The sequence below is a fragment of the Amycolatopsis sp. NPDC049868 genome, from assembly GCF_044461365.1.
Taxonomy (GTDB): Bacteria; Actinomycetota; Actinomycetes; order Mycobacteriales; family Pseudonocardiaceae; genus Amycolatopsis.
This window is the reverse complement of record NZ_JBITKV010000001.1, coordinates 967,713-993,918: the sequence shown is the minus strand read 5'-3', so window position 1 is coordinate 993,918 and position 26,206 is coordinate 967,713. Positions and strand designations below refer to the sequence as shown.

Here is a 26,206-nt window from a genome sequence, read left to right as displayed (position 1 = left end):
TGTCGAGGAGGTGACCGCCGTGTCCCAGTGGACGATCCAGGGCAGGTTCGAAGACCAGGTCGAGCGCGAGCCCGACGCCGACGCGGTCGAGTGCGGCGAAGAGGTGGTGACCTATGCCGAGCTGAACTCGCTCGCCAACCGTTTGGCGCATCGGCTGATCGGCCTCGGCGTACGCGCGGAGTCGAAGGTCGCGGTGCTCCAGGAGCGGTCGATCGACCTCGTCGTGTCGCTGCTGGCGGTGCTCAAGGCCGGTGCGGCGTATGTGCCGCTGCATTCCGGCCACCCGGCCGACCGGCAAGGACTGGCGCTGGCCGACGCGGGTGCTCAGGTACTGCTCGTCGACCACGCCTGGCACCCGGTCGGGTTCGAGCACGGTGCCAGGGTGCTGCTGGTGGACGATCCGGAACTGGCCGCGCAGCCGACGCACAATCCCGCCGTGCCCGTCAGCGGCGAGGGACTCGCCTACGTCATCCACACCTCGGGGTCGACCGGAAAGCCCAAGGGCGTCGCCGTGACCCACCGCGGCGTGGTCGACCTCGCCACCGACGGATGCTGGGCTGACGACGCGCAGCGCGCAGTCCTGTTGCACGCGCCGTACGCCTTCGACATCTCCACCTACGAACTGTGGGTGCCCCTGCTCAACGGCGGACGCGTCGTGGTCGCCCCACAGCGGCACCTCGATGCCGTGACCCTGCGGGATCTGCTGCTGCGCCACGAGATCACCGCCGTGCACCTGACCGCGGGCGTCTTCGGCGTGGTCGCCGACGAGCTGCCCGAGTCCGTCGCTTCGGTGCGTGAGGTGCTCACCGGCGGGGACGTGGTGCCGCCGTCCGCCGTGAGCCGGGTGCTCGCGGCCTGCCCTGGCATCCGTGTCCGGCACCTCTACGGCCCCACCGAGATCACCCTGTTCGCCACCCATCTGCTGGTGGACGGAGCCTGGGACAGTGGCCGTCGGTTGCCGTTGGGGCGGCCTCGCGACGCGATGCGCGTCCATGTCCTCGACGAGCGCCTGGAAAAGGCCGACTTCGGTGAGTTGTACATCGCGGGAAGCGGCGTGGCACGTGGCTACCTCGACCACACGGGACTGACGGCCGAGCGATTCGTACCCGATCCGTTCGGACCTCCGGGAAGTCGCATGTACCGCACCGGTGACGTCGTGCGCGTCGGCTCGGACAGGGAGTTGGAATTCCTCGGCCGGGACGATGGGCAGGTGAAGATCCGAGGGTTCCGGGTCGAGGTCGGCGAGGTGGAGACGGTGCTCGGCACGTTGCCGGGAGTCAGCCGCGCGGTGGTGGTCGCCATCCCCGATCGCCATGGCGCGCGCCGGTTGGTGGCCTATGTCGTTCCCGAGGCCCAGACCACCCTGCCGGAAGGAATACGCGCGCGCCTCGCCGAATCGTTGCCCGACTACATGATCCCGGACGTCGTGGTGCCCCTGGCCGCGCTGCCGCTCACCCCGAACGGCAAGGTCGACCGCGCCGCGCTGCCGTCCCCGGAACGTGATGTGCCCGGCCGCCGCAGGGGCTCCAGGGTGGCACGCCGCCGGGGCGGTCCCGCCGTACCGACCGCGAATTCGTAGAGCTGGGGGACCGTTATGACCGAACGCCCGGACGACACCGTGCCACCCGCTCAGGCGGCCGAGCTGCGGATGATCGAGGAATGCCTCGCCGCGCATCCGAATGTGGCGACGGCCCTCGCGCTCACGGTGGAAAACGACGACGAGTACGAACTGCTGGTCGCCTATGTGGTGCCTGCAGGCGGTGGCCTGCCCCCGACGTCCCAGGAGCTGACCGCCCATCTCGACGAGGGGCTCCCCGACTTCGGCGCGGTCGACGCGGTCGTGCTGCTGACCGAGTTGCCGAAGACCGATTCCGGGGAGGTGGACCACGCGGCGTTGCCGAAGCCGCAGCTGCGCGGCGTGCCGCGCTCGCCGCAGGAGGAGTTGTTGTGCGAGCTTTTCGCCGCGGTGCTCGACCTGCCTTCCGTCGCCGTGGACGAGGACTTCTTCGACCTCGGAGGGCATTCGTTGCTGGCCACGAGACTGGTCAGCCGGATCCGGTCGGTGCTCGACGTCGAGTTGGTGGTGCGCGACGTGTTCGAGCGGCCGACGGTCCGTGCGTTGGCGGACCGTCTCGAAGTCGGGGGAGAGACTCGGCCCGCGTTGCGGAGGGTCCCCAGGGGCGGTCGTGTTCCCGCCAGCTTCGGGCAGCAGCGGCTTTGGTTCATCGAGCAACTGGACGGTTCCGGCGCTGTTTACAACATGCCTGTCGCCTGGAGACTGACCGGGCCGCTCGACCGGAAGGCGCTGGGTGCGGCGGTGCTCGACGTGGTGGCTCGCCACGAAGCGTTGCGGACGTTGTACCACAACATCGACGGCGAGCTCTTCCAAGTGATCGTCGAGGATTCCGCGCCGTTACCGGAACTTCCGGTGCGGGAGGTGCGGGAGGAGGACTTGGCCGCGACCATGAGCGAAGTCGCCTCCCTGCGCTTCGATCTCGCCGTGGACCTCCCGATCCGCCCCGTACTGTTCGAACTCGGTACGGACTCGCATGTGCTGATGCTGGTGCTGCATCACATCGCGGCCGACGGCTGGTCGGCGGGCGTGGTGCTGCGGGACCTGTCCCGCGCGTATACCGCCCGGCTGGTGGGGCGGGCCCCCGTTTGGGAATTACTGCCGGTCCAGTGCGCGGATCACACGTTGTGGCAACGCGCCTTGCTGGGCGAGGAGTCCGACCCGGACAGTGTCGCCGCCCGTCAGGTGGCGTACTGGCGTGAAGCCCTCCAAGAGGTACCCGCCGAATTGGCGCTGCCGTACGACCGGGAACGTGGCCAGGTGATGGATCACCGGGGTGGCCTGGTGCGCCTCACCGTTCCGCCGGCGCTTCACGCCGGGCTGCGGCGGGTGGCCCGGCGGAGCAAGGCGACCTTGTTCATGGTCCTGCAAGCCGGGTTCGGCGCCTTGTTGTCCCGGCTCGGAGCCGGGACGGCCATCCCGATCGGCGTACCGGTCTCGGGACGCTCGGACGTCGCGCTCGACGATGTGGTGGGCCTGTTCCTGAACACCTTGGTGGTCCGGGTCGATTCGGCAGGCGACCCCACCTTCGCCGAATTGGTGGCACGGGTCCGCGAGACGGCGCTGGCGGCGTACGCCCACCAAGACGTCCCGTTCGATCGCCTGGTGGAAGTGCTCAACCCGCGACGATCCCTGTCACGGCACCCCTTGTTCCAGGTTTCGATGGTGCTTCAGAACCTTCCGGACGGCAGCGCGGCTTTCCCCGGCATCACCACCGAGGATGTTCCGGTCGAACTCGACAACTCGAAATTCGACCTGGTCCTGTCCTGGCAGGAGCTCCTCGACGACGAAGACGGCCCGAACGGCATCAGCGGTGAACTGATCTTCAACCGAGGCCTGTTCGACAAGTCCACAGTGGATCGGATCGCCGGCTATCTGCTGCGGCTGCTCGAAGCGGCGGCGCGGGAACCCGACCGGGCGGTCACCTCGCTGGAAATTCTGGACGACGCCGAACGTGCGGTCGTCCTCGGTGGTCCCGCCGGGACGACCGCCGGTCCCTCGCTGACGGCGATGTTCGAGCGGCAGGTGGCGGAGACGCCCCATCGCATCGCGGTGTCGGGGGGCGAGTCGCTGACCTACGCCGAGTTGAATCACCGGGCGAACCGCCTCGCGCACGAACTGATCGCGGCGGGCGCCGGCTCGGGCCGGTTCGTCGCCATCGCGCTGCCCCGCGACGTGAGGCTCGTCGTGGCGATGCTGGCCGTGGCGAAGTCCGGCGCCGCATATGTGCCGATCGATCCGGCCTACCCCGCGGCCCGTATCGAGTACATGCTCGAACAGGCCCGGCCCGAAGTCGGCCTGATCGACGGTGATCCGGTACCGGTCGGTGGTGACGTCACCTGGCTGCGGCTGAACGCGCCCGAGGTACGCGATTCCGTGAGCTCCCGGCCCGTGGACGATCCCACCGTGCCGTCACATCCGCTGCTCCCGGCGTACGCGATGTTCACCTCAGGTACCACGGGACAGCCGAAGGGCGTCGTCGTCAGTCAAGGCAACGTGGCCAACCTGCTCGAGTGGTCCTCCCGGTGTTTCGACCAGGACCAGCTTTCCCATGTCCTGGCCACGGCCTCGATAGGCTTTGACGCTTCGGTCTTCGAAGTGTTCGCGCCACTGGTCCGCGGCGGGACCGTGGAGGTGCTGCGCGACCTGATCGCCCTGGCCGAACGAGGTTCCGACGCCCCGAAGCCATCGCTTGTCCAAGGGGTGCCGTCACTGCTGGCACAGATCACCGCGGCCGGATCGCCGGGGTTCACGGCCGGGACGATCGTCTTCGGCGGAGAGGCCTTGCCGGTCGAAATCGCCGAGGCCGTGTCCAAGGCGATGTCGGCTGACGTCGTGTACAACGTCTACGGGCCCACTGAGACGACCGTCGACGCCACCGTGTGGTCCACTTCGGTGCCGGGCGAGCGGAACCCGCCGATCGGGGAACCGGTGCGCGGTGTCCGTTGCTACGTGCTGGACGGCGGGCTCCGGCCCGTGCCCATCGGTGTCACCGGCGAGCTGTACATCGCGGGAGCGGGTGTCGCGCTCGGCTATCTCGGGCGCCCCGGGCTCACCGCGCAACGGTTCCTGCCGGATCCGTTCGGTGCCGCGGGCGAGCGTATGTACCGCACCGGGGACCTCGTCCGCCGTGCCGCGAACGGGGAACTGAGCTATCTCGGGCGCGGAGACCATCAGGTCAAGGTCCGCGGATTCCGCGTCGAACCGGGCACGGTCGAGGCCGCACTCACCGGGCACCCCGGGGTCGCGCAGGCGGCTGTGGTGGCACAGAAGGATCATGCCGGTAACAACCAGCTGGTCGGGTACGTCGTGCCGTCCGACGGGCCGATCGAGGCGGACCTCCGGGCCTTCGTGGCGACGATCCTGCCCGCTCACGAGGTACCCGCGACGGTGATGGTCCTCGGCGCGTTCCCCTTGACCACCAGCGGCAAGCTCGATCGTGCCGCGCTACCACCCGCGACGTTCGCCTCGGGCGCCGGCGGGTATCCACGCAGCCCGCGCGAGCAGGCATTGTGCGGGCTGTTCGCCGAGGTGCTCGATCTACCTGAAGTCGCCTTGGACGACAACTTCTTCGACATCGGTGGCCATTCGCTGCTGATCGTCCGGCTCGTCGAACGGATCGGGAAGGTGTTGGGTGCGCGAGTGTCCCTGCGTGCGTTGTTCACCGCTCCCACCGTCCGCGAACTGGCTCGGCGCCTCGACGGTGCCCAAGGCGGGGACCTGCTGGATCCGGTGATCCGGCTGGCCGCGGGGGAGTGCGGGCGGCCGGTGTTCTGTTTCCATCCGATCACCGGTCTCAGCTGGAGTTATGCGGCGCTCCTGCCACATCTGGGAGCGGACGGGCCGGTGTACGGCGTCCAAGCCGCCCTCACCGAGCGGTTCGGCACTGCGGACACTCTGGTGCGCTACTACACGGCGCAGGTCCGGCGTCATCAGGCCAGTGGGCCGTACCGTCTCGTCGGATGGTCGCTCGGCGGGGTCATCGCCCACGCCGTGGCCGCGTCGTTGCGGCGCGACGGTGAGCAGGTCGAGCTACTGGCCTTGATCGACAGCTACCCCATGGCCGACCAGGTGGTGCACGAAGACGGGGTTCTGTCGGAACTGCTGCGCAGCGTCGGCGTGGCCGGGGAGGGCGCGCCCCGGCCACACGACGTGGCGGATCGTCTCGCGGCTGTGCTGGGCCTGCCCGTCGAACGGGCCGCCCAGCTCGTCGACACGGCTCTGCGGACCGTCGCGCTGCTCGCGGGTCACGAAGGACCGCGGTACGACGGGCGTCTCGTGTTCCTCGCCGCGGACGAAGGCGCGGATGGCCGGTTTTCCGCCGAACTGTGGAAGAACCAGGTCGACGGGCCGATCGAAGTACACCGTCTCCCCGGTGCGCACCACGACCTCCTGCGCGCGCCCTCGGCCGCGGAGATCGGCCGGATCCTGGCGGCCGAACTCACCATTTGACGCCGGAGCGCCGGTCGGGCGCCACTGAGCTCGCATGACAGGAAGGGGCGGGGAGTATGGGTTCACGCCGTCGCAGGATGTCCGACGAGATGCTGGAGATCGACCTGGCTGATCCGCGAACACACGCCGAGCAGGATCTCACCGAATACTGGCGACGACTACGCGAGGACTTCCCCGTCTACTGGCACCCGCCCGTCGGCGGGAATCCCGGTTTCTGGGTGTTCAGCCGCCATGCCGACGTGTTGACGGTGTTGCGGGACAACGTCAAGCTGACCTCCGAGCGTGGCAATGTACTGGTCACCCTGCTGGCAGGCGGCGATTCCGCGGCAGGGCAGATGCTGCCGGTCACCGACGGCAAACGGCACAAGGATCTGCGGAACGTGATGCTCAAAGCGTTCTCGCCACGGGCGTTGAGCCGGATCGGCGCCGACGTGCGGGCCGCCACCCGCCGCCTGGTCGCCGAGACGATTCGCGGTGGCGAGTGCGAGTTCGCCGAACAGGTCGCTTCGCGGATTCCGAACGCGACCATCTCAAGCCTGCTCGGTGTCCCCGAGTCCGACCGCGCCACACTGCTGGCGTGGTCGAAGTCGGCGCTCAGCTCGGACGAGGCCGATCAGAGTCCGGAGCAGGCATGGCTGGCCCGTAACGAGATCCTCAAGTACTTCACCGAACTCATCGTGGACAAACGGCGCGCCCCTGGCGAGGACGTCATCACCACGTTGACGCGTACCGAGGTGAATGGACAACTACTGTCCGATGTGGACATCGCGTTCAACTGCTACAGCCTCATCCTCGGCGGGGACGAGACCAGCAGGCTGGCCATGCTCGACCTGGTGCTGACCCTGACCCGCCATCCGGAGCAGTGGCGGAGGCTGCGTGCGGGCGAGGTCGATCTGGCCAAGGCCACGGAAGAGATTCTGCGCTGGTCCACCCCGGCGATGCACTTCGGGCGCACCGCTGTTCACGACACCGAGATCGGCGGACGGTCGATTCGCGCGGGAGACATCGTGACGGTGTGGAACATCTCGGCGAATCGGGACGAGGCGGTCTTCGCCGACCCCTACGAGTTCGCGCTGGACCGTGAGCCCAACAAGCACGTCACCTTCGGCTACGGCCCGCACTTCTGCCTCGGCGCCTTCTTGGGGCGGGTCGAGGTACGTGAGGTTCTCGACGCCCTTCGCTGCTTCAGCGCCGGGTTTGAGATAACCGGGACACCTCGTCCCATTCACTCCAACTTCATGACCGGAATGTCTTATCTGCCAGTCCGGTTCGAACCGGACGAAGCGGGGCTGGCGGCGGGGTGACCCGCGGTCGCCCCATCGCCGGCGTCCTTCCGGCGGCGGTCGATAACGGACGGCATCCCGGCGGACATGAAAAAACCCGGCCGGGGGCCGGGCGGTGAAGAAGTGTGGAGCTGAGGGGAATCGAACCCCTGACCTTCTCGATGCGAACGAGACGCGCTACCAACTGCGCTACAGCCCCTGGTGAAGCTTGCCCCTCGTTTGGAGCTCCATGAGCCTATCAGTGGCTCATGGAGCCCCGAAACGCGGGGGTCACTCTCCGGCGGCCCGGCGGAAAGGCCTGGTCCCGGGCTCGTCGAGCTCGTGGAAGGCCGGATCCTCGTCGTCGAGGTCGACGACGACGGCTTGGCGCCGGAGGCGGGACATCGGGGACGGCTTGCGTTCCACGACGGCCGGACGTTCGGTGGCGACGACCTCGATGTCCTCACGGGAGTCGTGGGTTTCGTCGTCTTCGTCGTCGATCGCCGGGCGGCGCGGGGCGCGGGTGTTGTTGAAGCGGGCGAGGCGGCGCTGCCGGATGTCGTTCTCGATGCGGACCTGGCGGCGCAAGTACGCCAGGTAGCCGATGAGGACGGCGTCGACGACACCGTTGGCCCACCAGACCGTCGGGGTCAGGAAGCCGGCGACGGCCGCGGTGGTGACCACCAGCACCAGGAGGGCGATGACGACCCGCTGCCGGAACGCGTACTTGGCGCGGGCAGCGATATCTGCCGCCTCGGGGTCGAATCCGCCCCGGCCGGGACGGTAGCCCGCGCCTTGGCGTTCTCTTTCCGGGCGGGCCGTGTGCGAGGGCTGGGGAAGCGGTTCGGCTTCCGGCACCTCGTCCTCAAGGTCGGCGTCGAGCTCCGCCTCGAGTTCGGCCAGGTCGTCTTCTACCGATGGTTCCGTGTTTTCCGCCATCGCGAACTCCTCCGGTCCCTCGTGGCGTGTGCTCCCGCTCCGCACGACTCGCGCCGCCAAGGCCGAGTCCGTCGTCCGTGCGACCTGCTGGCGCTTGCGGGCGACCATGGGCACGAGAACGACGAGCCATGCCGCTGCGAGCGCGACGATGATCACCGAACTGGGCATCTCCCGTCACCTCCCCCGATCCACTGCTGTAGTCACGCTAGCCACAACAGTCACACACGCCGCGCAGACTCGCCGGTTTCGATCACGGAAAATGCATCACCAAATTAGGTGAATCTCACAGCTTGTGGTAACGCGGTTACTGGAACGGTCCCGTGACGGGGTCAAACGCGCTCCGCGAGGCCCTTCGAGACGAGCCGTGAGACCAGTCCGTCACCGGTCTCCTCCTTGGTGACGGCGTAGCAGAAATGGTCCCGCCAGCCACCCGCGACATCGAGATAGCGCTCGAAAAGTCCCTCTTGCCGATAGCCCGCCTTGGCGAGAACCCGCAGGCTGGGAGCGTTTTCGGGGCGGACGGTCGCTTCGAGGCGGTGCAGTCCGCCGAAGTCGAAGACATGGTCGGTGACGAGGGCGACGGCGCCGGTCGCGACGCCGCCGCGGACGATGTCCGATGACACCCAGTAGCCGATCCAAGCGGATCGGAGCGACGCTCGGATGACGTTACCCACAGTGATCTGCCCGGCGAAGCGTCCGTCCACCGTGATGGTGAACGGGAGGCACTGGCCGCGCCTGGCCAGGCCGCGCAGTGCCAGCCACTGGGACGGCCACGACCAGTACGCGTTGCGATCCGGCCAGGGTCCGATGCCGGTCGGTTCCCACATTTCCAGGTGCTCTCGGTCGCGCAGCCGGACGCGGCTCCAATCGCCGGCGTCGCGGAGGCGGACCGGCCGGACGGCGAGGATCCCGGCGGGCACCCGGAGCGGGCCCAGCTTCGCGGGCCAGCCCGGATGCCTGCTCTCGATCGGATACGCGACGCCGGAAATCGGTGCGCCCATTACGCCCGCTGGGCCAGGAAGGTCACCTTGACCTGTTCGCCCGCGGCGACCTCGGTGAGGTCTTCGTCGATGTTGATCAGGCAGTTCGCCTCGGCCAGCGACGCGAGCAGATGCGCGCCTGAGGTGCCGAGCGGCTGCACCAGATACTCGCCGTTGCCCTCGTCGCGCAGCAGTTGCCCGCGCAGGAAGCCTTTCCGGCCCTTGGTCGAGGTGATCGGGGAGAGCAGCCGCGCGCCGACGATCCGGCGGTGCGGATTGCGGGTGCCGCGCGCGGCGCGGATCAGCGGGCGCACCAGCACCTCGAACACGACCAGCGCGCTCATCGGGTTGCCGGGGATCAGGAACGTCGGAACCGAGTCGGGACCGAGCCTGCCGAAACCCTGAACGGAGCCGGGGTGCATGGCGACGCGGGTCATGTCGATGTGGCCGAGATCGGACAGCGCCGCGTGCACTTCGTCGCCCGCGCTTCCGCCGGCGCCGCCCGCGACGACGACGATCTCCGACATCAGCAGGCGGCCTTCGACGATCTCTCGCAGGCGTTTCGGATCGCCGGGGACGATGCCGACGCGGCTCACCTCGGCGCCCGCGTCCCGCGCGGCCGCAGACAGCGCGTAGGAGTTGACGTCGTAGACCTGCCCGACCGACGGGGTGCGGTCGATGTCGACCAGTTCGTCGCCGACGGAAACGATCGAGACCCGGGGCCGGGGGTAGACCAGGACCTTCGCGCGGCCGACCGCGGCGAGCAGGCCGACCTGGGCCGAGCCGATGGTGTCGCCCTTGCGCACGGCGACGTCGCCGATCTGCACGTCTTCACCGGTCCGGCGCACGTAACCCGCCGACGGCACCGACCTGTGCACGGTGACCTTGGCCTGGTGACCGTCGGTGTACGCGGTCGGGACGACGGCGTCGGCGAGTGTGGGCAGCGGCGCGCCGGTGTCGACCCGCACGGCCTGTCCCGGCTGCAGCCGCCGCGGCTGGCGGGAACCGGCGGCGATCTCGCCGACCACCGGCAACTGCACCGGCTCCTGGCCCGCGGAGCGGACGTCGACGCTTCGTACCGCGTAGCCGTCGACGGCGGCCTGGTCGAAACCGGGCAGCGCGTGTTCGGCGACGACCTCTTCGGCACACAGGAGGCCCTGGGCCTCGGAGATGGCGACCCGGACCGGGCGCGGGCGTACCGCCGCGTCCAGAGTCAGGGAGATCTGATCCTCGACGGAACGGAACTGTCCCGCGTCTTCGGTCTCGGCCGCTTCGGCGATGGGGTCCGTCATGACTGGGGGATCTCGATCCGTTCGTTCGACCAGGCACGCGATGAAGGCCCGTCGGTGAACTGAAGTTCACCACCGTTACCAGGAGTGATGCGGTCCGAAGCCGCGGAAATCGCCCGATCGGGCAAGCTCCTCGTGATCCGTACCGCCGGGGTGGTCGCTGCGCCTGTCATAGGCGTGAAGCCTAACCTGACCACGTGGTCGAGCCCGGCAATGAACACCTTAGTAAAGCGGAGTGGCGTTACCGGATAACCGCCGAACGGCGTTCGCAGGTGTCGGAAGAGCACGCGCGGGAGGCCGTGGCGCTCGCCGCCGCCGCCGCTCGGCTGCCCGGTGAGGTCGTGTGCGCTTATGTTCCGTTCGGTACCGAACCAGGTTCGGCGTCACTACTTGATCAACTTCTCGACCAGGGCAAACGGGTGCTGCTGCCGATCGTCCCCGACACGCCGGGCCCGCTGGAATGGGCCGCCTACGAGGACCCGTCGAGCCTCGGGCCGGGGCGGCTGCGGGGGTTGCGCGAGCCCACCGGACGCCGCCTCGGTCCCGACACGCTGGGGACGGCCGATCTGGTGCTGATCCCGGCGCTCGCCGTCGACGACGCGGGGGTCCGGCTCGGCCGCGGCGCCGGGTACTACGACCGGTCGCTCTCCTTCGCCGCACCAGGAGCGGCGCTGATCGCCGTCGTCCGGGACACCGAACTCGTGCGCGAGTTGCCCGCGGAACCGCATGACATCCGCATGACCGGGGTACTGACCCCGGAGCACGGCCTGGCGCCGCGCCCGGTAATACACTGACGCCCCGACGCAGTGGTTCAGAAAGGGCACAATGAGCTCTGACGCGCACCTGTCCGATCATTTCGCCGAAACGCTGTCGAAAATGCGTTCCGCGGGCGCCCACGCCATGGAGCTGGCCGCCCTGCGACGGCGTCTCGAGCAGCTGACCGAACCCGGCGCCGGTGAATTACCGGGAAACGAACTCGAACCTCTGGATGACATCAGCAGGCTCGTGGATCTGCCGGAGCCGGACGCCGGAGAAGCGCGCCGGGTGCTGGACCGCACCGCCGTTCTGAAGCTCAACGGCGGGCTCGGTACGAGTATGGGGCTCACCGGGCCGAAATCGCTGCTGGAGATCAAACCGGGCAAGACGTTCCTCGACGTCATCGCCATGCAGGTGCTTTCGACTCGTGAGAAGTACGACGCGCGTCTTCCGCTGATCCTGATGAATTCGGCGGGTACTCGCGAACCTTCGCTTGAGTTGCTGAAGAAGTATCCCGATCTCGCCGACGACGTCATCCCGGCCGACTTCCTGCAGGGGCGCGAACCGAAGATCACTGCCGATGGACGGCCCGCCGCCTGGCCCGCGAACCCGGAACTCGAATGGTGCCCGCCGGGGCACGGCGACATCTACGTCGCGCTCGCGGTGAGCGGGATGCTCGAAACCCTGTTGTCGGAGGGAATCCGCTGGTGTTTCGTGTCCAACTCCGACAACCTCGGCGCGCTCCCGGACGCCCGGATCGCCGCGTGGCTCGCGAACGAGGACATCCCGTTCGCGATGGAGACGGTGCTCGGTACCGCCGCCGACCGCAAGGGCGGGCATCTCGCGCGGCGCGCGGGCCGGATCGTCCTGCGTGAATCCGCGCAGGTCCCCGACGGCGACGACTCGTTCGGCGACGTCGCCAAGTGGCGTTTCTTCAACACCAACAACATCTGGTTCGATCTCGAACGACTGAAAGCGCTGCAGGACGCCGATCCCGCCGCGCCGCTGCTGCCGCTGATCGTGAACCGGAAGACCGTCGATCCCGCCGACGCCGCCAGCACACCGGTGATCCAGCTCGAAACGGCGATGGGCGCGGCGATCGGCTCGGTCGAGGGCGCGCGGGCCATCGAGATCCCGCGGACCCGGTTCGCGCCGGTCAAGACCACCGACGATCTGCTGGTCGTCCGCTCCGACGCGTACGTGCTCGACGACGGCGGGGAGATGGTTCCGGAGTTCACCACCACCCCGCCGGTCGTTTCGCTGAGCAAGGAGTTCTACAAGCTCCTACCGGACTTCGACGCGCGTATCCCTTCCGCGCCTTCGCTCAAGGAGTGCACGAGCCTCGCGGTGGACGGCGACGTCACCTTCGGGAAGAACGTCGTCGTCCGGGGCGATGTGAAGATCACCGGGCCGAAAACCATCGCGGACGGCGAAGTCCTCTAGAGCCGCTGGGCGATGAACACGTACTCGCGCCCTGGACGGTCGGGGGCGTCCCGGACGTCCAGGACGCGGAAACCGTGTTTCGCCAGCAAGGATTCCAGGTCTTCGCGTTCGCGGAACCACAACGTCGAGTCCGAGGTGACGACCTCGCCGTCGGAGAACCGGTAGCTGTACCGGAACGACACGAACGGGAGGTTCACCTCGGTGACCTCGCGCCATTGCTCGACCTCGCCGACGCCGGGGACGTCGATGATCTCGTGTGCCGTGTCGGCGGCCCAGTCTTCCCACGCCCGGCGCCCGGGGCGCCGGATCTCGAAGACCAGATGACCACCCGGCACCAGCGCGGCGTGGACGCCTTCGAGGGTCCGGCTCCATTCGTCGTCGGTCAGGAAGACCTGGGCCACGTTCCCGGTCATCACCGCGAGATCGGCTCCCGCGTCACCCGCCGCTTTCGCGTCACCGTGGATCCAGGTGATCTTCCCTTCCGGGTCCTTGGCCTTCGCGACCTCCAGTGACGCCTGCGCGGGATCGACACCGACGACCTCGATCCCGCGCGCGGCCAGAAGAACGGCCAGGCAACCGGTGCCACAGCCGACGTCGAGCACTCTCTTCGCCCCGAGTTCGCCGATGATGGCGAGGTAGTGGTCCAGGTCGTCACGAGCGCCGTCGAAGGCGTCGTAGATCGGTGCGAGCCGGGCGTGGGCGAAGAGCGCGTCAGGCATTCGGCGACGATAGTTCCGGTACGCGTTCGGGAGCCACGGATTTACGGTCGCGCCGCCAAGCGCGTTCTCCCAGCAACGCCAGGAAAGCGGGCAGCAGCACCCCGCGGACCAGCGTGGCGTCGATCAGGACGGCGACCGCCATCCCGACCCCCATCATCTTGTACTCGATCGCGCTCAGCGTGATGAAGACGCTGAACACGCCGACCATGATCACCGCCGCGCCACTGACCACTCCGGCGCTCGTGCCGGTGCCGCGGACGATCGCGGCGACGGCGCCTTCCGCCCGGCGTTCACGGATCCGGCTGAGGATGAAGATGTGGTAGTCCATGCTCAGCCCGAGCAGCAGGACGAACATGAACATCGGCAGCCAGCCGACCACCCCGCCGTACGGGGCGAATCCCAGCAGGGAAGCGAAATGGCCGTCCTGGAAGATCCAGGTGAGCACACCGTAGGCCGCGCCGATCGACAGCAGGTTCAGCACGATCGACACGAGCGCCACCGGCACCGACCGGAAAGCCAGCAGCAGCAACACGAACGCCGCCAGCAGGACGAACCCGAAGACCAGCGGCATCCGCTCGACGACCCGGTCGGCGAAGTCGCGGGCGTTAGCCGTCCGGCCGGACACCGCGTACTGGACGCCGTCCACCTTCCCGATCGTCTCGGGGAGTACCTCGGTGCGCAGTTTCGCGAGCGCCGCATCGGCTTCCGCGTCGCCGCCGGCGCCGGAGAGCGGGACCCGGACGACGACGGCCTCGTCGACGCCTCCGACGGCGATGGGTTTGTTCAGCACACCGGAGGTTTCCCCGATCCGCCGTTCGAGATCCGTGATCGCCGACCGCAGGGCCGGGCTGTCGACCGGGCCTCCGTGCCCGGCCGTCAGCACCACCGTGGCGGGGTAGACCACGCCCGGGAAGGCCTCCTGGGTGCGGACGGCGGCGTCGATCGCGGGCATCGAGCGCGGCAGGCTCTCCGCCGGTGTCGGATCCTGCAGGCGCATGCCGAGCGCGGGCAGCGTGAGCAGGATCAGCAACGCGGCCGCCAGCCCGCCCCACAACGCCGGCCGCCGGGTGACCACGCGGGCGGTCGCGGACCAGAACCGTGACTTCTCCGCCGTGGTGCGCCGCTTGCCCAGCCAGGGAATCCGGCCGCGATCGACCTTGTCGCCCAGCAGCGAGAGCAGTGCGGGCAGCACGGTGACCGAGCCGAGCACGGCGAGGCCGACCACGAACGCCGTGCTGATCGCGAGACCGGTGAAGTTGTCGAGCCCGGTGAGCACCAGCCCGCTCACGCACAGGACGACCGTGACCCCGGAAACGACCACGACGTGCCCGGAGGTCCGTGCCGCGATCCGGGTCGCGGCGTCGATCGAGTGCCCTTGTGCGCGTTCTTCCCGTTGCCGCCTGAGGAAGAACAGCGAGTAGTCGACGCCCACCGCCATCCCGATGAGCAGGGTGATCACCGTCGTCGCGCTGTTGATCGGGGTGAAGTCGTCGACGACGGACAGGAAGCCGAACGTCGCCGCGACACTCGTGCCCGCCAGCAGTAGCGGGACCGACGCGGCGACCAGCGCCCCGAAGACGATCAGCAGGATCACCAGCGTCAGCGGCAGGGAGAGGAGCTCCGATCGTTTGACGTCCTCCCGGATGCCCTTGTCGACCACGGACGACAGGCTCAGATCTCCGGACTGGCTCACCCTGACCGAAGGATGCCGGGCGGCGACCTCGTCCACTCGCGCCGTCGCGGTCTCGAAATTCGGGCGGATGTCCTTCTCCCCGCCCGCGATCGAGAACCCGACGAGTCCGGACGCGCCGTCGGCGGAGATCCGCTCGGCACCGCCGTCGGCCAGCGGCGAGCGGACGTCGGCGACCGAGCCGGACCGGGTGAGCGTGGTGACCAGGTCTTCGGTTGCCCGCCGGAGTTCTTCGTTCGCGGCGAACGGCGGCGAGCCGGGTTCCTTCGCCTGGATGAGGACGTTTTCGCGTAACGGGGCGAAGGTGTTTTGGGCGTTCAAAGCGGTCTGGGCGCGGCCGGATTCGCCGGGATCGGTGCTCCGGCGGCTTTCACCGTCCAGCAGCATTCCCGACAGCAGGGCGACGACGACTAGGGCGACCCAGCCGACGAGCGTGACCGCGCGGTGCCGCATGGACCAGGCGGCGATCTTTTCGGGCAGCATGAACTACAGTCCTTTACCTGAAGGAGTGAGATGCCTCGGGCGAGGTTTTTGCTTCTTCTTTCCTGGGCCGTCGAGTTGCCGCTCGGCGGCCCAGGGTCTTTCACCGGTGGTCAGTCGACCTCCTTGAGGATCCGCTCGACCGTGCCCACGCTCTTCCGCAGATCCGCGAGACGTCCGTCGAGTTCGGTCAGTTTGCGTTCGGTCTCTTCCTGCGCCTGGACGGCTTTCTCGGCGAGCCTGCGGTATTCCTGCTCGCGCGCGAGCGCGCCCCTGGCCCGGATGGTCGCGCCGAACTGCCACACGACCACCGTGATCACCACGGTGAGGAACACGAAGATGCCGATCAGCCCGGCGACCTCCTGCCATTGATGCCAGTTCACGATCGTTCCCCCTCGTCACCCGGTGCCGGTGTGCTCAGCGTCGGCGCCGCGGCGGCGATGGTGTCCGGGCTCAGCTCGACCAGGAACGGTTTCACCTCGTAGAACTTCATCGCCTTCCCGTCCTCCGACAGCTCCAGTGCGGCCGACACGAGCCCGGCCGCCTCCAGTTTGCGCAGGTGGAGCTGCAGCAACGCCCGGCTGATGCCGAGCTCCCGCGCCAGCTGGCTGACATACGCGCGCTCCGCACGCAGCGCCGCGACGATCCGCAGCCGGTGCGGATTGGCCAGCGCCCCCAGCAGCCGCAGCAGCTCGTCGCCGGACGGTCCGGTGGCGGTCATGCCGAGCTCCTGCACATGCCAAAGAAACCTAGCAGGTGCTGGCTCCGTCTACCAGGTGCTCGAGCCAGGCGTTCGGCTCCGTGTAGACGCCGACGTCCAGCGCCGAGGAGGCGAGCACCGGCGCTATCCCGCCCGGCACGGCCGTGAGACCGTCCCGGAGTTCGACGCCGGTCCACGCCTTCCACTGGGCGAAGGTGCCGGTGACCGTCATCGCGAACGGCGCCACTTTCACGAACCGGGCGCCGAGCCGTTCGTGCGTGCGCAGCCACGGATCCTCCGGCAGCCCGTCCGCGCGACGGCGGGCGACGTAGTCCTCAAAGGACAGTCCTGGTTCGTTCTCCTTCCCGGCCGGGCGGACCGGCACGACGAGTTTGCACATACCTGTTTCCGAAGCGCGCTTTTTCAACGCTTCCAACGCTTTTGTGGCCAGGCCGCCGCCACGGCGGCCTGGCGCGACCATCACTTCGAGTGCGATCAACGTATTCGTCTCACGGGAGCTCAGCAGGTCTTCCGCGGCCCAGATCAGGGCGGCGTCCCAGCCGTGGTCCGGCAATTCCGGGCGTTCGGCGGTCGGGAAACCGACCGGGACGGCGGCGGTTCTCGCCACGGGAACGCCGTCTTCCAGCAGCACGAGGAAGTATTCCGGCCAGCGGGCGGCCAGGTGGGACGACTTCGCCAGCAGGCCGGCCAGACCGTGCTGGAGGAACTCGCCGCCGACGCCGCCGAGGCCGAGCGCGGGCTCGCGCAATTCGGGCCTGGTCGCCAGGTCTTCGATCACGATCATGTCCTCAGTAGACCCGGGACACGCGATTCTCACGAGGTGGTTTTCGCCGCACGGCGTCATCCGTGCGGGGTGGTGCGAGCGGGCTAGCGCACGGGCAGCGCGCGGCGCCGTCCGGTGATCCCGGTGGTGTTGAGGTTGGCGCGCTCACCGGCGGAGTGGCCGTCGAGATAGCCGCTGCCGGACAGCCGCCTCGGCGGCGCCGAACGCAGGTCGCCGTATTGCTCGTCGTACGCCTGCTTGACCATCGCCGTCCGATCCTGGATCACCAGTTCGGCGGAGCGATGACCGGCGGCGGTCGTATGGGTCCTGGCCGCGGTGTCCTCACTGTTGCGGAGCCGTTCGTAGACCGCGCCGGAGAATCCGTGCAGCCACGTCCGCCGGTACGCGGCCAGTGATTCGCCCGCGAACACCCGGTTCTCCGGGCGGACCCTGGTCAGCTGGGTGGTCGCCTGCAGCAGCAGGCTCGTGTACAGCAGTTCCGTCCGCTCCAGATCGGAGCGGAAACCGAACACGGTCACCGCGGTGACCGATTGGCCGAGCCGGTGCAGCAGGGCCCGGCAGCGCAGCGGATGCGCGATGTTCGTGAGCAGCCCAGCCTTGTCCCGGCTGTACGGGTTGTCGATCGGGATCTTGATCTGGGTGATCTCGTCGGCGGCCGCCCCGGAGGCGGCCAGCAACGCCTGATCGATGCCGTACCGGGCGATCAGCTCGGCGGCCTTGGTGTTGTACGACTCGGCTTCGGCTTCGGTGACCGCCGGGTCCTCCGCCTTCGCGAGGAGTTTCCGGACGCGCGCGAGCAGCGTGTCATGGTCGGGCATGGTCCTCCTTCCTGATTGGGTTGGAGCGGATCAATCTAGGAGAGAGGTCCGACAATATTCGGACGAGAGGTCCGGATCCCGGTGAGGGGGCGGTATGTCGGTCGACGTGTCGGTGGTCGGTTCCGGCCCGAACGGGCTCGCGGCGGCGGTCCTGCTGGTCAGGGCGGGGCTGACGGTCGAAGTGCACGAGGCGGCGGAAGAGATCGGCGGCGGGACGCGCACGGCTTCGCTGTTCGACGACGAGGTCCGTCACGACATCTGCGCCACCGGGCATCCGCTGGCCGCGGCTTCTCCGTTCTTCCGCTGGTTCGGCCTCGCCGAGCACGGTGTCGACCTTCTGCGACCGGAGATCGCGTACGCGCATCCCCTCGGCGGCGACCGGGCCGGTCTCGCGTACGAAGATCTCGACCGGACCTGTGACGCCCTCGGCGCGGACGGCCCCCGGTGGCGCCGCCTGCTGGGCCCGCTGGCCGAACGCAGCCGCGAGCTGGCCGATCTCCTGCTCGGAGACCTTCGCCATCCGCCTCGCGACCCTCGTGCCGCCGCCCTCCTCCCGGCCAGGATCGCGCTGCTCGCGTCCGGTTCGGAGCGCCGCTTGTTCACCGGCCCGGAGGCGCCCGCGCTGCTCTCCGGAGTCTCCGCGCACGTGATGAGCCGTCAGCCCTCGCTCGCCGCGGCCGGCGCGACACTGCTGCTCAGCCACCTCGCGCACTCGACGGGCTGGCCGATCGCCCGCGGCGGAAGCCAGGCGATCACCGAGGCTCTCGCCGCCGATCTCCGCGCCCGCGGCGGACGGATCCACACCGGCAGCCGCATCACCGATCTGCGGCGACTGGCGAAGTCGCGCACGGTGATCCTCGACATCGCCCCGCGCGGTTTCCTCGAAATCGCCGGCGAGCTGCTGCCGACGCGATACCGGAAGGCGCTGGAGGCCTACCGCTACGGACCCGGCGCGGCGAAGGTCGACTTCCTGGTTTCCGAACCGGTTCCGTGGGCGGCGCCGGAGGTCGGCAAGGCGGGCACCGTCCATCTCGGAGGGACGCGAGACGCGGTGTACGCCGCCGAAAACGCCATCGTGCGCGGGGAAGATCCGGACGACCGGTTCGTGCTCGTGTCGGATCCGATGGCGATCGACCCGTCCCGCGGACTGCCGGGCAAGCGGCCGGTGTGGGCGTATTGCCATGTGCCGCACGGGGATCCGCGCGACGTCACCGAGCTCGTCCGGCGGCGGATCGAACGGTTCGCGCCCGGCTTCTCCGACACGATCCTGGCGAGCCGTTGTGTCACCGCACCGGAACTGGAGGCCTACAACGCGAATTATCCCGGCGGTGACGTCGCGGCGGGCGCGGTGAATCTGCGGCAGGTGCTCGGGCGGCCGGTCGCCCGGTGGAATCCACATCGGACTCCGCTCGGCGGTGTGTTCCTGTGTTCGGCCGCGACGGCACCGGGCCCCGGCGTGCACGGGATGGGTGGCTGGTACGCCGCGAAATCCGTGCTGGGGAAGGACTTCGAACGCGTGCTTCAGTCCAGATAGGCGTCCAACGTGACAGCCAGCGCCCGCTCCGGTGACGGCGCGAAGCTGGCTCCCGCCAGCCCGCCCCAGAGCCACAGCTGGGCGAGGCCGTGCAGCGAAGCCCACAGCGACGACGCGAGCAGCCTCGGATCTGTCGCGGGATGCCAGCCGCCTTCCTGCACGTCCGCGACCAACGCGGCGAAGAAGTCGAACACCGCGCTGCTCACCCGCGTGAGTTCGGGATCGTCCGGATCGATGAGATCGCGGCGGAACATCAGCTCGAACATCGCCGGATTGGCCAGCGCGAAGTCGAGATAGCCGTGGCAGGCCGCGATGAGCCGCTCGCGGGGTGTCCCGGCCGGAAGGTCGGCACCGCGCTCGAGCAGCTCGGTGTAACCGCGGGTGGCGACCGCCGAAAGCAGGGCCGCGCGGCCGGTGAAATGCCGCAGCGGAGCGCCGTGCGAGACGCCCGCGGCCTTGGCGATCCCGCGCAGCGTCACGGCGCCGACGCCTTCTTCGGCCAGCAGGTTCGCGGCGGTGTCGATCAGGCGGGTTCGGGCGCCCACGACCGGGTCTCCTCGAGAACGGGCAGGAGGTCGGGACGTTTCGGCAGGAAGCCGTCGCCCGGCTGGCGGCCGATGAGCCGGTTGCGGAACCGGCTGACCGCGACCGGGAGGACCTCCCTGGTCAGCCAGCGCAGATCCGCGCGCAGGCCGGGACGTCCGGCCGGCCCGGGCAGCGGGGCGAGCCACGCCGGGTCGTGGGTGACGTCGAGTTTGCCGAGCACGTGCCCGGCCAGGCGCCGGTGGCCATGCTCGGACAGGTGCAGCCGATCCGGGCCGAAGTAGCGGGAATCGTGCGCGGCGTCGTCCGGCCAGAGGTCGACCAGTGTCGCGCCGTAGCTGACGGACGCCTCGCGGACGGCGTCGTTCAGCGCGACGATGCGCGGGCGCATGCGGTGCCCCATCGGCATGCGGTGGGAGATGTCGCTGAGGGTGAAGGTGACGACCCGCGGCGCGATCTCGGTGCAGGCGCGGACGGCGGTGTCGACACGGCGGGCGACCGTGCGCGCGTCCCAGCCGCGGCTCATCACGTCGTTGCCGCCGCCGAACAAGGCGATCAGATCCGGCCGGAGCCTGGTCGCCGCCGGGGTCTGCTCGGCGTGGATCTGGTCGAGCCTGCGCCCGCGGACCGCGAGATTGGCGTAGCGGAAACCGGGCTCTTCCTCGGCGAGACGTGCCGCGACGAAGTCGGCCCAGCCCCGGTAGAAACCGCCTGACGGATGCGGATCGGCCAGCCCTTCGGCGCAGCTGTCGCCGAGCGCGACGAAACGTTGGTAGCCCATCCAGATCTCCGTAACCGCGAGTTCACCTTGTAGACACTGTCTATCAAACTGATGTAGACGCTGTCTACTCAGCGGTCGAGACGGCTCCGATGGGTGAAGGCGACGGCACGCCGGGGGTCGCCGTCCGGGAGTACCCGGCACAGCGCGTCGACGATCTCCAGGTCGTCGGCCCCGCATGGGGTCTCCCAGTACGACCACAGCGCCGACGCGTCCCCGCTGCCGAGTACGACCCGCCGGACCGACGCGGTGACGGCCTCGCGCTCCTCGCGTACGGCGGGTGACTCCGATTCGGCCAGCAGCGGGCCGCGGAACGCGTCCGCGGCGGCCGTGACGTCGCCTCGTTTGAGCGCCGCGCGGACGCGCAGGAAGTCGGCGTCCACCTCGGCGGAAAGCCGGTACGGCCGCGTCTGGACGATCTCCGATCCGAGCTGCGTCCGAAGCCGGTGGATCTCCGCGCGCACGGTCACCGGATTGCCGCTCTCGCCGTAGAGCAGCAAGGCCAGCCGCTCCGCCGAGAGACCGCCCGGGTTCAGTGCGAGCAGGGTGAGGATCTCCCCGTGCCGCAAGGTGAACGGCACCTCGCGACCGTCCACTGTGGTCGATGGTGGCCCGTCGGTGAGGAACTCCAGCGCGAGCCGCGGCCGCCGCGCCGCACGCCGGTTCCGCAGGCGCAGCAGGTAGCCCTCGCGCAACGGCTCCACCGTGCCCAGCCGCCCGTCGGGCAGGGTGACCGCGCCGCCGCCGGGCCGGATGTCCACAGTGGGGGGAAGGTCACCGCAGGATTCGGCCGCCAGCACGCGGCCTTTCGCCGAGAGCAGGGCGCCCGGCGCGCCGCGCAACGCTTCCAGGTGAGTCATGTTCGCGGCACGCAGCCGTTCGTCGCGCATCGCGAGCCGGGCCCGCAGCTGGCCTTCGGCGAGCTGGGCGGCCGCCGTGACCAGCGCGAGCATCGCGGGATGGACCGTCCGCAGCGGGCCGCTGACGTCGATCGAGCCGAGCAGCGCGCCGGTCTCCGGATCGCGCACGGGCGCCGCCGCGCAGGTCCACCCGTGATAGGTCCGCACCAGGTGCTCGGCCGAGTAGATCTGCACCGGCTCCCCGGTGGCGAGCGTGGTGCCCATCGCGTTCGTCCCGATGACGTCCTCGCTCCAGCGCGTGCCTTCGGCGAGCATCACGCCGTCCGCGCGCCGCAGCACGTCCGCGGCGCCTTCTCGCCACAGGATGTGCCCGGCCGCGTCGGTCACGATCATCATGTGCTCGGCGTCGTCGGCGATGCTCACCAGCGTCTGCCGCAGGATCGGCAGCACCGGGGCCAGCGGATGCTCGTCGCGAAGCCCGGTCACTTCGCCGGAGTCGTAGACCAGCGGGGCGACGCCGGTGTCCGGATCGACATGCGCGGCGAGCGAGCGATTCCACGAAGCGGACACGATCGACCTGGGGGAACGCGGCGCGGGAACCCCGGAAAGGACGGCGTCGTGGACGTCCTTCAGCAGCCGCGCGTACGCCTGAGGGTCACGCGGCGACGCTTCACCTCCGGGCAGCTCCGCCACGTTTCCGAGAATAGGTGACCGCGCTCACTTCGTTGCAACGTGCGTGCAACCTCACCCGCCCTAGTTTCGCCGTCAACCGCCACCCCTAGCGATGAGGCAGGAAAGATGGCCAAGTACGCGGCACCGAACACCGAAGGCAGCGTCGTCAGCTACGAGTCGCGCTACGACCACTACATCGGAGGCGAGTACGTACCGCCCGCGAGCGGTCAGTACTTCGAGAACCCGACCCCGGTGACCGGACAGGTGTTCACCGAGGTCGCCCGCGGTACCGCCGCCGACATCGACCGCGCGCTCGACGCGGCCGAAGGCGCGGCCGCGGCCTGGGGCCGGACGTCGGTGGACGAGCGGGCGAACGTGCTGCTCCGGATCGCCGACCGGATGGAACAGAACCTCGAAGCGATCGCCGTCGCCGAATCGTGGGAGAACGGCAAACCGGTCCGCGAAACCCTCGCCGCCGACATCCCGCTGGCCATCGACCACTTCCGCTACTTCGCCGGCGCCCTGCGCGCCCAGGAGGGCGGCATCTCCCAGATCGACGACAACACCGTCGCGTACCACTTCCACGAGCCGCTCGGTGTCGTCGGCCAGATCATCCCGTGGAACTTCCCGCTGCTGATGGCGGTTTGGAAGCTCGCGCCCGCGCTGGCCGCGGGCAACGCGATCGTGCTCAAACCCGCCGAGCAGACCCCGGCGTCGATCCACCTGCTGATGTCGCTCATCGGCGACCTGATCCCGCCGGGCGTACTGAACATCGTCAACGGTTTCGGCGTCGAGGCGGGCAAGCCGCTCGCGTCGAGCAACCGCGTGCGGAAGGTCGCCTTCACCGGCGAGACCACCACCGGGCGGCTGATCCTGCAGTACGCCAGCGAGAACATCATCCCGGTCACCGTCGAACTCGGCGGCAAGAGCCCGAACATCTTCTTCGACGACGTCGCCGCCGCCAACGACGCGTTCTACGACAAGGCGCAGGAAGGGTTCGCGCTCTTCGCGCTGAACCAGGGCGAGGTCTGCACCTGCCCGTCGCGGGCGCTCATCCAGTCCGGCATCTACGACCGGTTCCTCGGCGACGCCGTCGAGCGGGTCAAGAAGATCAAGCAGGGGCACCCGCTCGACACCGAGACGCAGATCGGCGCGCAGGCCTCCAACGACCAGCTGGAGAAGATCCTTTCCTACATCGACATCGGTCAGAAGGAAGGCGCGAAGATCCTCACCGGCGGCGAGCGCAGCGACCTCGGCGGCGAACTGTCCGGCGGGTACTACGTGCAGCCGACGGTTTTCGAGGGTGACAACAAGATGCGGATCTTCCAGGAGGAGATCTTCGGCCCGGTCGTCTCGGTGGCCAGGTTCGACGACTACGCCGACGCGCTGAAGATCGCGAACGACACGCTGTACGGCCTCGGCGCCGGTGTCTGGTCGCGCGACGGCAACACCGCCTACCGCGCCGGCCGCGACATCCAGGCGGGCCGGGTGTGGGTCAACAACTACCACGCGTACCCGGCGCACGCGGCCTTCGGCGGCTACAAGGCTTCCGGGATCGGGCGCGAGAACCACAAGATGATGCTGGACCACTACCAGCAGACCAAGAACATGCTGGTGTCCTATTCGGACAGTGCGCTCGGGTTCTTCTGATGACCGAGCGGGTCGGCTTGACACCGGCCGCCGCGGATCTGCTGCGGCGGCTGGTGTCGCTCCATGGACCGGTGATGTTCCACCAGTCCGGCGGATGCTGCGACGGGAGCGCCCCGATGTGCTACCCGGCGGGCGAATTCCGCACCGGGGCGTCCGACGTCCACCTTGGTGACCTGAGCGTCGATGGCGTCGACGACGTTCCGGTGTGGATGTCGGGCCCCCAGTTCGAGTACTGGAAGCACACGCATCTGACCATCGACGTCGTCCCCGGCCGGGGGAGCGGATTCTCCTTGGAGGCGCCCGAAGGGGTCCGTTTCCTGGTCCGGTCCCGGTTGTTCAGCGACGAGGAATCGGCTGAGCTGAACGGCCCAGCAACGCGATGAGCCGTGCGCCAGGCCCGGCGTCCGGCGGTGCCTCGACAGCGTGGTCGAAGGCACCGCCGGGCCCGCGCACCGGCGAGACGTCGGGATAGCGGCTCGCGACACCCAACGCGGCCATCGCGAGTTCGTCGTCCCAGTGGTGTTCGCGGCCCAGGGCAGTGTTGAGGTCCCAGTCGTGGGTGAGCGTGTCGACGAACAGCACGGCCAGCGCGTTCTTCCCGGGGAGCGGGCCGAAGCTCCCGAAATCGAAGGTCTTCTCCAGCGCTTCGGCGTCGAAGGCCGTGAGGAACTCGGCGGAACTTTCTTCATAGGACCTGGCGAGTTCGTCGTCGGCCGACGGCCGGGTCTTCCGCGGGTGGCCGGTCGCCTGCGCGGTGCGGGAATCGTGCCCCTCGATCAGGTGTTTCACGATGTCGCGGACGGTCCACTCGGCGCAGGGGGTCGAGCGGTCCCAGTCGTCCGCGCCGATTCCGGCGATCGTGGTCCTGGTGGCTTGATGGGCCCTGGCGGTGAGTGCGATGAGATCCATGGCGGCAATGTATACGAACGATCGTGCTATCTTCTAGGGTGTGAGCACTCTCGAAGTGAACGAGGTCTTCGTCGGGCGGCCGTCCGTGCTGGGGACGAAGCGTGATGTCCCGGTATACAGCGCCATCGCGAAATCGCGGGTGGAGACGCCCTTCCTGAACTTGGGCGAGATCAATCTGGCCGGTGACGACCAGGCCGATCGCACTGTCCACGGCGGCGTCGACAAGGCGGTCTATGTCTATCCGGCCACGCACTACGCGGCCTGGTCGGAGCAGGGTTTCCCGGTGTCGGCGGGTGATTTCGGGGAGAACGCCTCGGTGACGGGCGCCGACGAGTACGACGTCCGGGTCGGCGATGTCTGGGCCTGGGGAGACGCGCTGGTCCAGGTCTCGCAGCCGCGGACGCCGTGCTTCAAGCTCGCGATGAAGACCGGGCGCAAGGACGTCATCCCGGCGATGATCGATTCCGGTCGCAGCGGCTGGTACCTGCGGGTCCTCCGGACGGGCGAGGTTCCCACGTCGGGACGCATGACGCTCGAAGAACGCGATCCGGTGAGCCCGACGATCGCCGAGGTGTACGTCGCGTCGTTCACCAATGTCGCCCAGCTCGACGACGAGCGCCGTGACGCCTACTGGGCGCTGCTTGACCGGGTGCTCGCGGCGCCGTCGCTTTCCCGGCAGTACCGTGACGGCCTGGCATCGGCGAAGAGGCGGCGAGAGGAACGGAATGCCGGTTGACGGCCGGGTGGCCCGCGGTGACGCGACGAGGCGGATCGTCCTTCGGCGCGCCGTCGACATCGCGTCCGTCGAGGGGCTCGACGGGTTGTCCCTCGGCAGGCTCGCCACCGAACTCGAATTGAGCAAATCCGGGGTGTTCGCCCTGTTCGGTTCCAAAGAGGAACTGCAGCTCGCGGCGGTCGAGACGGCGAGCGCGATCTTCGCGGAGAACGTCGTCGAGCCGACGCTGAAGGTCGAGCAGGGGATCGCGCGGCTGCGCGCGTTGTGCGCGAACTGGCTCGACTACTCGGAACGCCGCGTGTTCCCGGGCGGCTGTTTCTTCTTCAACACCGGCGCCGAATTCGACGCGCGGACCGGCCGGGTGCACGACGCGGTCGCGAACGCGAGCCGGGCCTTCGCCCAGTTCATCCGGTCCACCGCGGTCGAGGCGCGGAAGGCCGGGCACCTGCGTGAGTCCGTCGACGTCAACCGGCTGGCCTTCGAACTGAACGCGCTGGGGCGGGCCGCGAACGCCGATTCGGTGATGTTCGGCGGTACCGAGCCCTACGCGCTGGCTCGGGCCGCCATCGCCGCCCGCCTCGACGCCGCGGCCGTGCAATGAACGGGCCGTTCCTTGCA

Annotated in this window: 23 protein-coding genes and 1 tRNA gene; 10 read left to right on the top strand and 14 right to left on the bottom strand. The window is 69.0% G+C overall.

Annotation, left to right across the window (positions count from 1 at the left end; all coding sequences use genetic code 11):
* Window positions 1-10 precede the first annotated feature (10 nt).
* From ACIBTM_RS04885 to ACIBTM_RS04875, 3 genes are all read left to right on the top strand, one after another.
* Window positions 11-1,579: an amino acid adenylation domain-containing protein gene (locus ACIBTM_RS04885; protein WP_395875215.1), complete on the top strand. Its 1,569-nt coding sequence runs from the start codon at window positions 11-13 to the stop codon at window positions 1,577-1,579.
* A gap of 15 nt (window positions 1,580-1,594) precedes the next feature.
* Window positions 1,595-6,025, top strand: a complete 4,431-nt coding sequence (locus ACIBTM_RS04880) for an amino acid adenylation domain-containing protein (protein WP_395875214.1) — start codon at window positions 1,595-1,597, stop codon at window positions 6,023-6,025.
* A 77-nt stretch (window positions 6,026-6,102) separates the two neighbouring features.
* Window positions 6,103-7,329, top strand: coding sequence for a cytochrome P450 (locus ACIBTM_RS04875; RefSeq protein WP_395875213.1), 1,227 nt, complete (start codon window positions 6,103-6,105; stop codon window positions 7,327-7,329).
* Window positions 7,330-7,434: 105 nt separating this feature from the next.
* Here the strand turns inward: ACIBTM_RS04875 and ACIBTM_RS04870 are convergent.
* The 4 genes from ACIBTM_RS04870 to glp form a co-directional block, all read right to left on the bottom strand.
* A tRNA-Ala gene (locus ACIBTM_RS04870) sits at window positions 7,435-7,507 on the bottom strand.
* Between the two features lie 71 nt (window positions 7,508-7,578).
* Entirely contained in the window at window positions 7,579-8,394 is an 816-nt protein-coding gene (gene glpR, locus ACIBTM_RS04865; RefSeq protein ID WP_395875212.1) for a gephyrin-like molybdotransferase receptor GlpR, read from the bottom strand.
* A gap of 161 nt (window positions 8,395-8,555) precedes the next feature.
* The gene (locus ACIBTM_RS04860) at window positions 8,556-9,227 is read right to left on the bottom strand and encodes a GNAT family N-acetyltransferase (RefSeq protein ID WP_395875211.1); all 672 of its coding nucleotides are present in this window, start codon (window positions 9,225-9,227) and stop codon (window positions 8,556-8,558) included.
* On the bottom strand, window positions 9,227-10,498 hold the full coding sequence (gene glp / locus ACIBTM_RS04855) for a gephyrin-like molybdotransferase Glp (protein ID WP_395875210.1): 1,272 nt from the start codon (window positions 10,496-10,498) through the stop codon (window positions 9,227-9,229). Before glp ends, ACIBTM_RS04860 begins: the two co-directional genes overlap by 1 nt.
* 194 nt (window positions 10,499-10,692) lie before the next feature.
* Between glp and ACIBTM_RS04850 the strand changes: the two genes are divergently transcribed.
* On the top strand, window positions 10,693-11,289 hold the full coding sequence (locus tag ACIBTM_RS04850) for a 5-formyltetrahydrofolate cyclo-ligase (RefSeq protein ID WP_395875209.1): 597 nt from the start codon (window positions 10,693-10,695) through the stop codon (window positions 11,287-11,289).
* Between the two features lie 31 nt (window positions 11,290-11,320).
* Window positions 11,321-12,694: a UTP--glucose-1-phosphate uridylyltransferase gene (locus ACIBTM_RS04845; RefSeq protein WP_395875208.1), complete on the top strand. Its 1,374-nt coding sequence runs from the start codon at window positions 11,321-11,323 to the stop codon at window positions 12,692-12,694.
* Here ACIBTM_RS04845 and ACIBTM_RS04840 read toward each other — a convergent pair.
* The 6 genes from ACIBTM_RS04840 to ACIBTM_RS04815 form a co-directional block, all read right to left on the bottom strand.
* Window positions 12,691-13,413, bottom strand: a complete 723-nt coding sequence (locus tag ACIBTM_RS04840) for a class I SAM-dependent methyltransferase (RefSeq protein WP_395875207.1) — start codon at window positions 13,411-13,413, stop codon at window positions 12,691-12,693. The genes ACIBTM_RS04845 and ACIBTM_RS04840 overlap by 4 nt on opposite strands.
* Window positions 13,406-15,586 (bottom strand): MMPL family transporter, encoded by a 2,181-nt coding sequence (locus ACIBTM_RS04835; RefSeq protein WP_395875206.1) that lies wholly within the window; start codon window positions 15,584-15,586, stop codon window positions 13,406-13,408. Before ACIBTM_RS04835 ends, ACIBTM_RS04840 begins: the two co-directional genes overlap by 8 nt.
* A gap of 110 nt (window positions 15,587-15,696) precedes the next feature.
* Window positions 15,697-15,966: a hypothetical protein gene (locus ACIBTM_RS04830; protein ID WP_038508185.1), complete on the bottom strand. Its 270-nt coding sequence runs from the start codon at window positions 15,964-15,966 to the stop codon at window positions 15,697-15,699.
* The gene (locus ACIBTM_RS04825) at window positions 15,963-16,304 is read right to left on the bottom strand and encodes a helix-turn-helix domain-containing protein (RefSeq protein ID WP_038522344.1); all 342 of its coding nucleotides are present in this window, start codon (window positions 16,302-16,304) and stop codon (window positions 15,963-15,965) included. Before ACIBTM_RS04825 ends, ACIBTM_RS04830 begins: the two co-directional genes overlap by 4 nt.
* Window positions 16,305-16,332: 28 nt before the next feature.
* Window positions 16,333-17,088 carry a GNAT family N-acetyltransferase gene (locus ACIBTM_RS04820; protein WP_395875204.1) on the bottom strand — a complete coding sequence of 252 codons (756 nt, stop codon included), beginning with the start codon at window positions 17,086-17,088 and terminating at the stop codon, window positions 16,333-16,335.
* Window positions 17,089-17,171: 83 nt separating this feature from the next.
* The gene (locus tag ACIBTM_RS04815; protein WP_395875203.1) at window positions 17,172-17,906 is read right to left on the bottom strand and encodes a DUF2786 domain-containing protein; all 735 of its coding nucleotides are present in this window, start codon (window positions 17,904-17,906) and stop codon (window positions 17,172-17,174) included.
* A 94-nt stretch (window positions 17,907-18,000) separates the two neighbouring features.
* On the opposite strand from ACIBTM_RS04815, the gene ACIBTM_RS04810 reads away from it, so the two are divergent.
* Window positions 18,001-19,440, top strand: coding sequence for a phytoene desaturase family protein (locus ACIBTM_RS04810; RefSeq protein WP_395875202.1), 1,440 nt, complete (start codon window positions 18,001-18,003; stop codon window positions 19,438-19,440).
* On the opposite strand, the gene ACIBTM_RS04805 is transcribed toward ACIBTM_RS04810, so the two are convergent.
* The 3 genes from ACIBTM_RS04805 to ACIBTM_RS04795 form a co-directional block, all read right to left on the bottom strand.
* Entirely contained in the window at window positions 19,428-19,985 is a 558-nt protein-coding gene (locus ACIBTM_RS04805; RefSeq protein ID WP_395875201.1) for a TetR/AcrR family transcriptional regulator, read from the bottom strand. The two genes, ACIBTM_RS04810 and ACIBTM_RS04805, sit on opposite strands and share 13 nt — an antisense overlap.
* Window positions 19,964-20,764: an SGNH/GDSL hydrolase family protein gene (locus ACIBTM_RS04800; RefSeq protein ID WP_395875200.1), complete on the bottom strand. Its 801-nt coding sequence runs from the start codon at window positions 20,762-20,764 to the stop codon at window positions 19,964-19,966. The genes ACIBTM_RS04805 and ACIBTM_RS04800 overlap by 22 nt, the downstream gene beginning before the upstream one ends.
* A gap of 68 nt (window positions 20,765-20,832) precedes the next feature.
* Entirely contained in the window at window positions 20,833-22,314 is a 1,482-nt protein-coding gene (locus tag ACIBTM_RS04795; protein ID WP_395875199.1) for a GAF domain-containing protein, read from the bottom strand.
* Between the two features lie 105 nt (window positions 22,315-22,419).
* Between ACIBTM_RS04795 and ACIBTM_RS04790 the strand changes: the two genes are divergently transcribed.
* Entirely contained in the window at window positions 22,420-23,943 is a 1,524-nt protein-coding gene (locus tag ACIBTM_RS04790) for an aldehyde dehydrogenase family protein (RefSeq protein ID WP_037340578.1), read from the top strand.
* Entirely contained in the window at window positions 23,943-24,326 is a 384-nt protein-coding gene (locus ACIBTM_RS04785; protein WP_395875198.1) for a DUF779 domain-containing protein, read from the top strand. The genes ACIBTM_RS04790 and ACIBTM_RS04785 overlap by 1 nt, the downstream gene beginning before the upstream one ends.
* Here the strand turns inward: ACIBTM_RS04785 and ACIBTM_RS04780 are convergent.
* Entirely contained in the window at window positions 24,280-24,852 is a 573-nt protein-coding gene (locus ACIBTM_RS04780; RefSeq protein WP_395875197.1) for a TIGR03086 family metal-binding protein, read from the bottom strand. The two genes, ACIBTM_RS04785 and ACIBTM_RS04780, sit on opposite strands and share 47 nt — an antisense overlap.
* A 40-nt stretch (window positions 24,853-24,892) precedes the next feature.
* On the opposite strand from ACIBTM_RS04780, the gene ACIBTM_RS04775 reads away from it, so the two are divergent.
* Together ACIBTM_RS04775 and ACIBTM_RS04770 are read left to right on the top strand one after the other, a co-directional pair.
* Window positions 24,893-25,588, top strand: a complete 696-nt coding sequence (locus tag ACIBTM_RS04775) for an MOSC domain-containing protein (protein WP_395875196.1) — start codon at window positions 24,893-24,895, stop codon at window positions 25,586-25,588.
* Window positions 25,578-26,189 (top strand): TetR/AcrR family transcriptional regulator, encoded by a 612-nt coding sequence (locus ACIBTM_RS04770; protein WP_395875195.1) that lies wholly within the window; start codon window positions 25,578-25,580, stop codon window positions 26,187-26,189. Before ACIBTM_RS04775 ends, ACIBTM_RS04770 begins: the two co-directional genes overlap by 11 nt.
* Window positions 26,190-26,206: the final 17 nt, after the last annotated feature.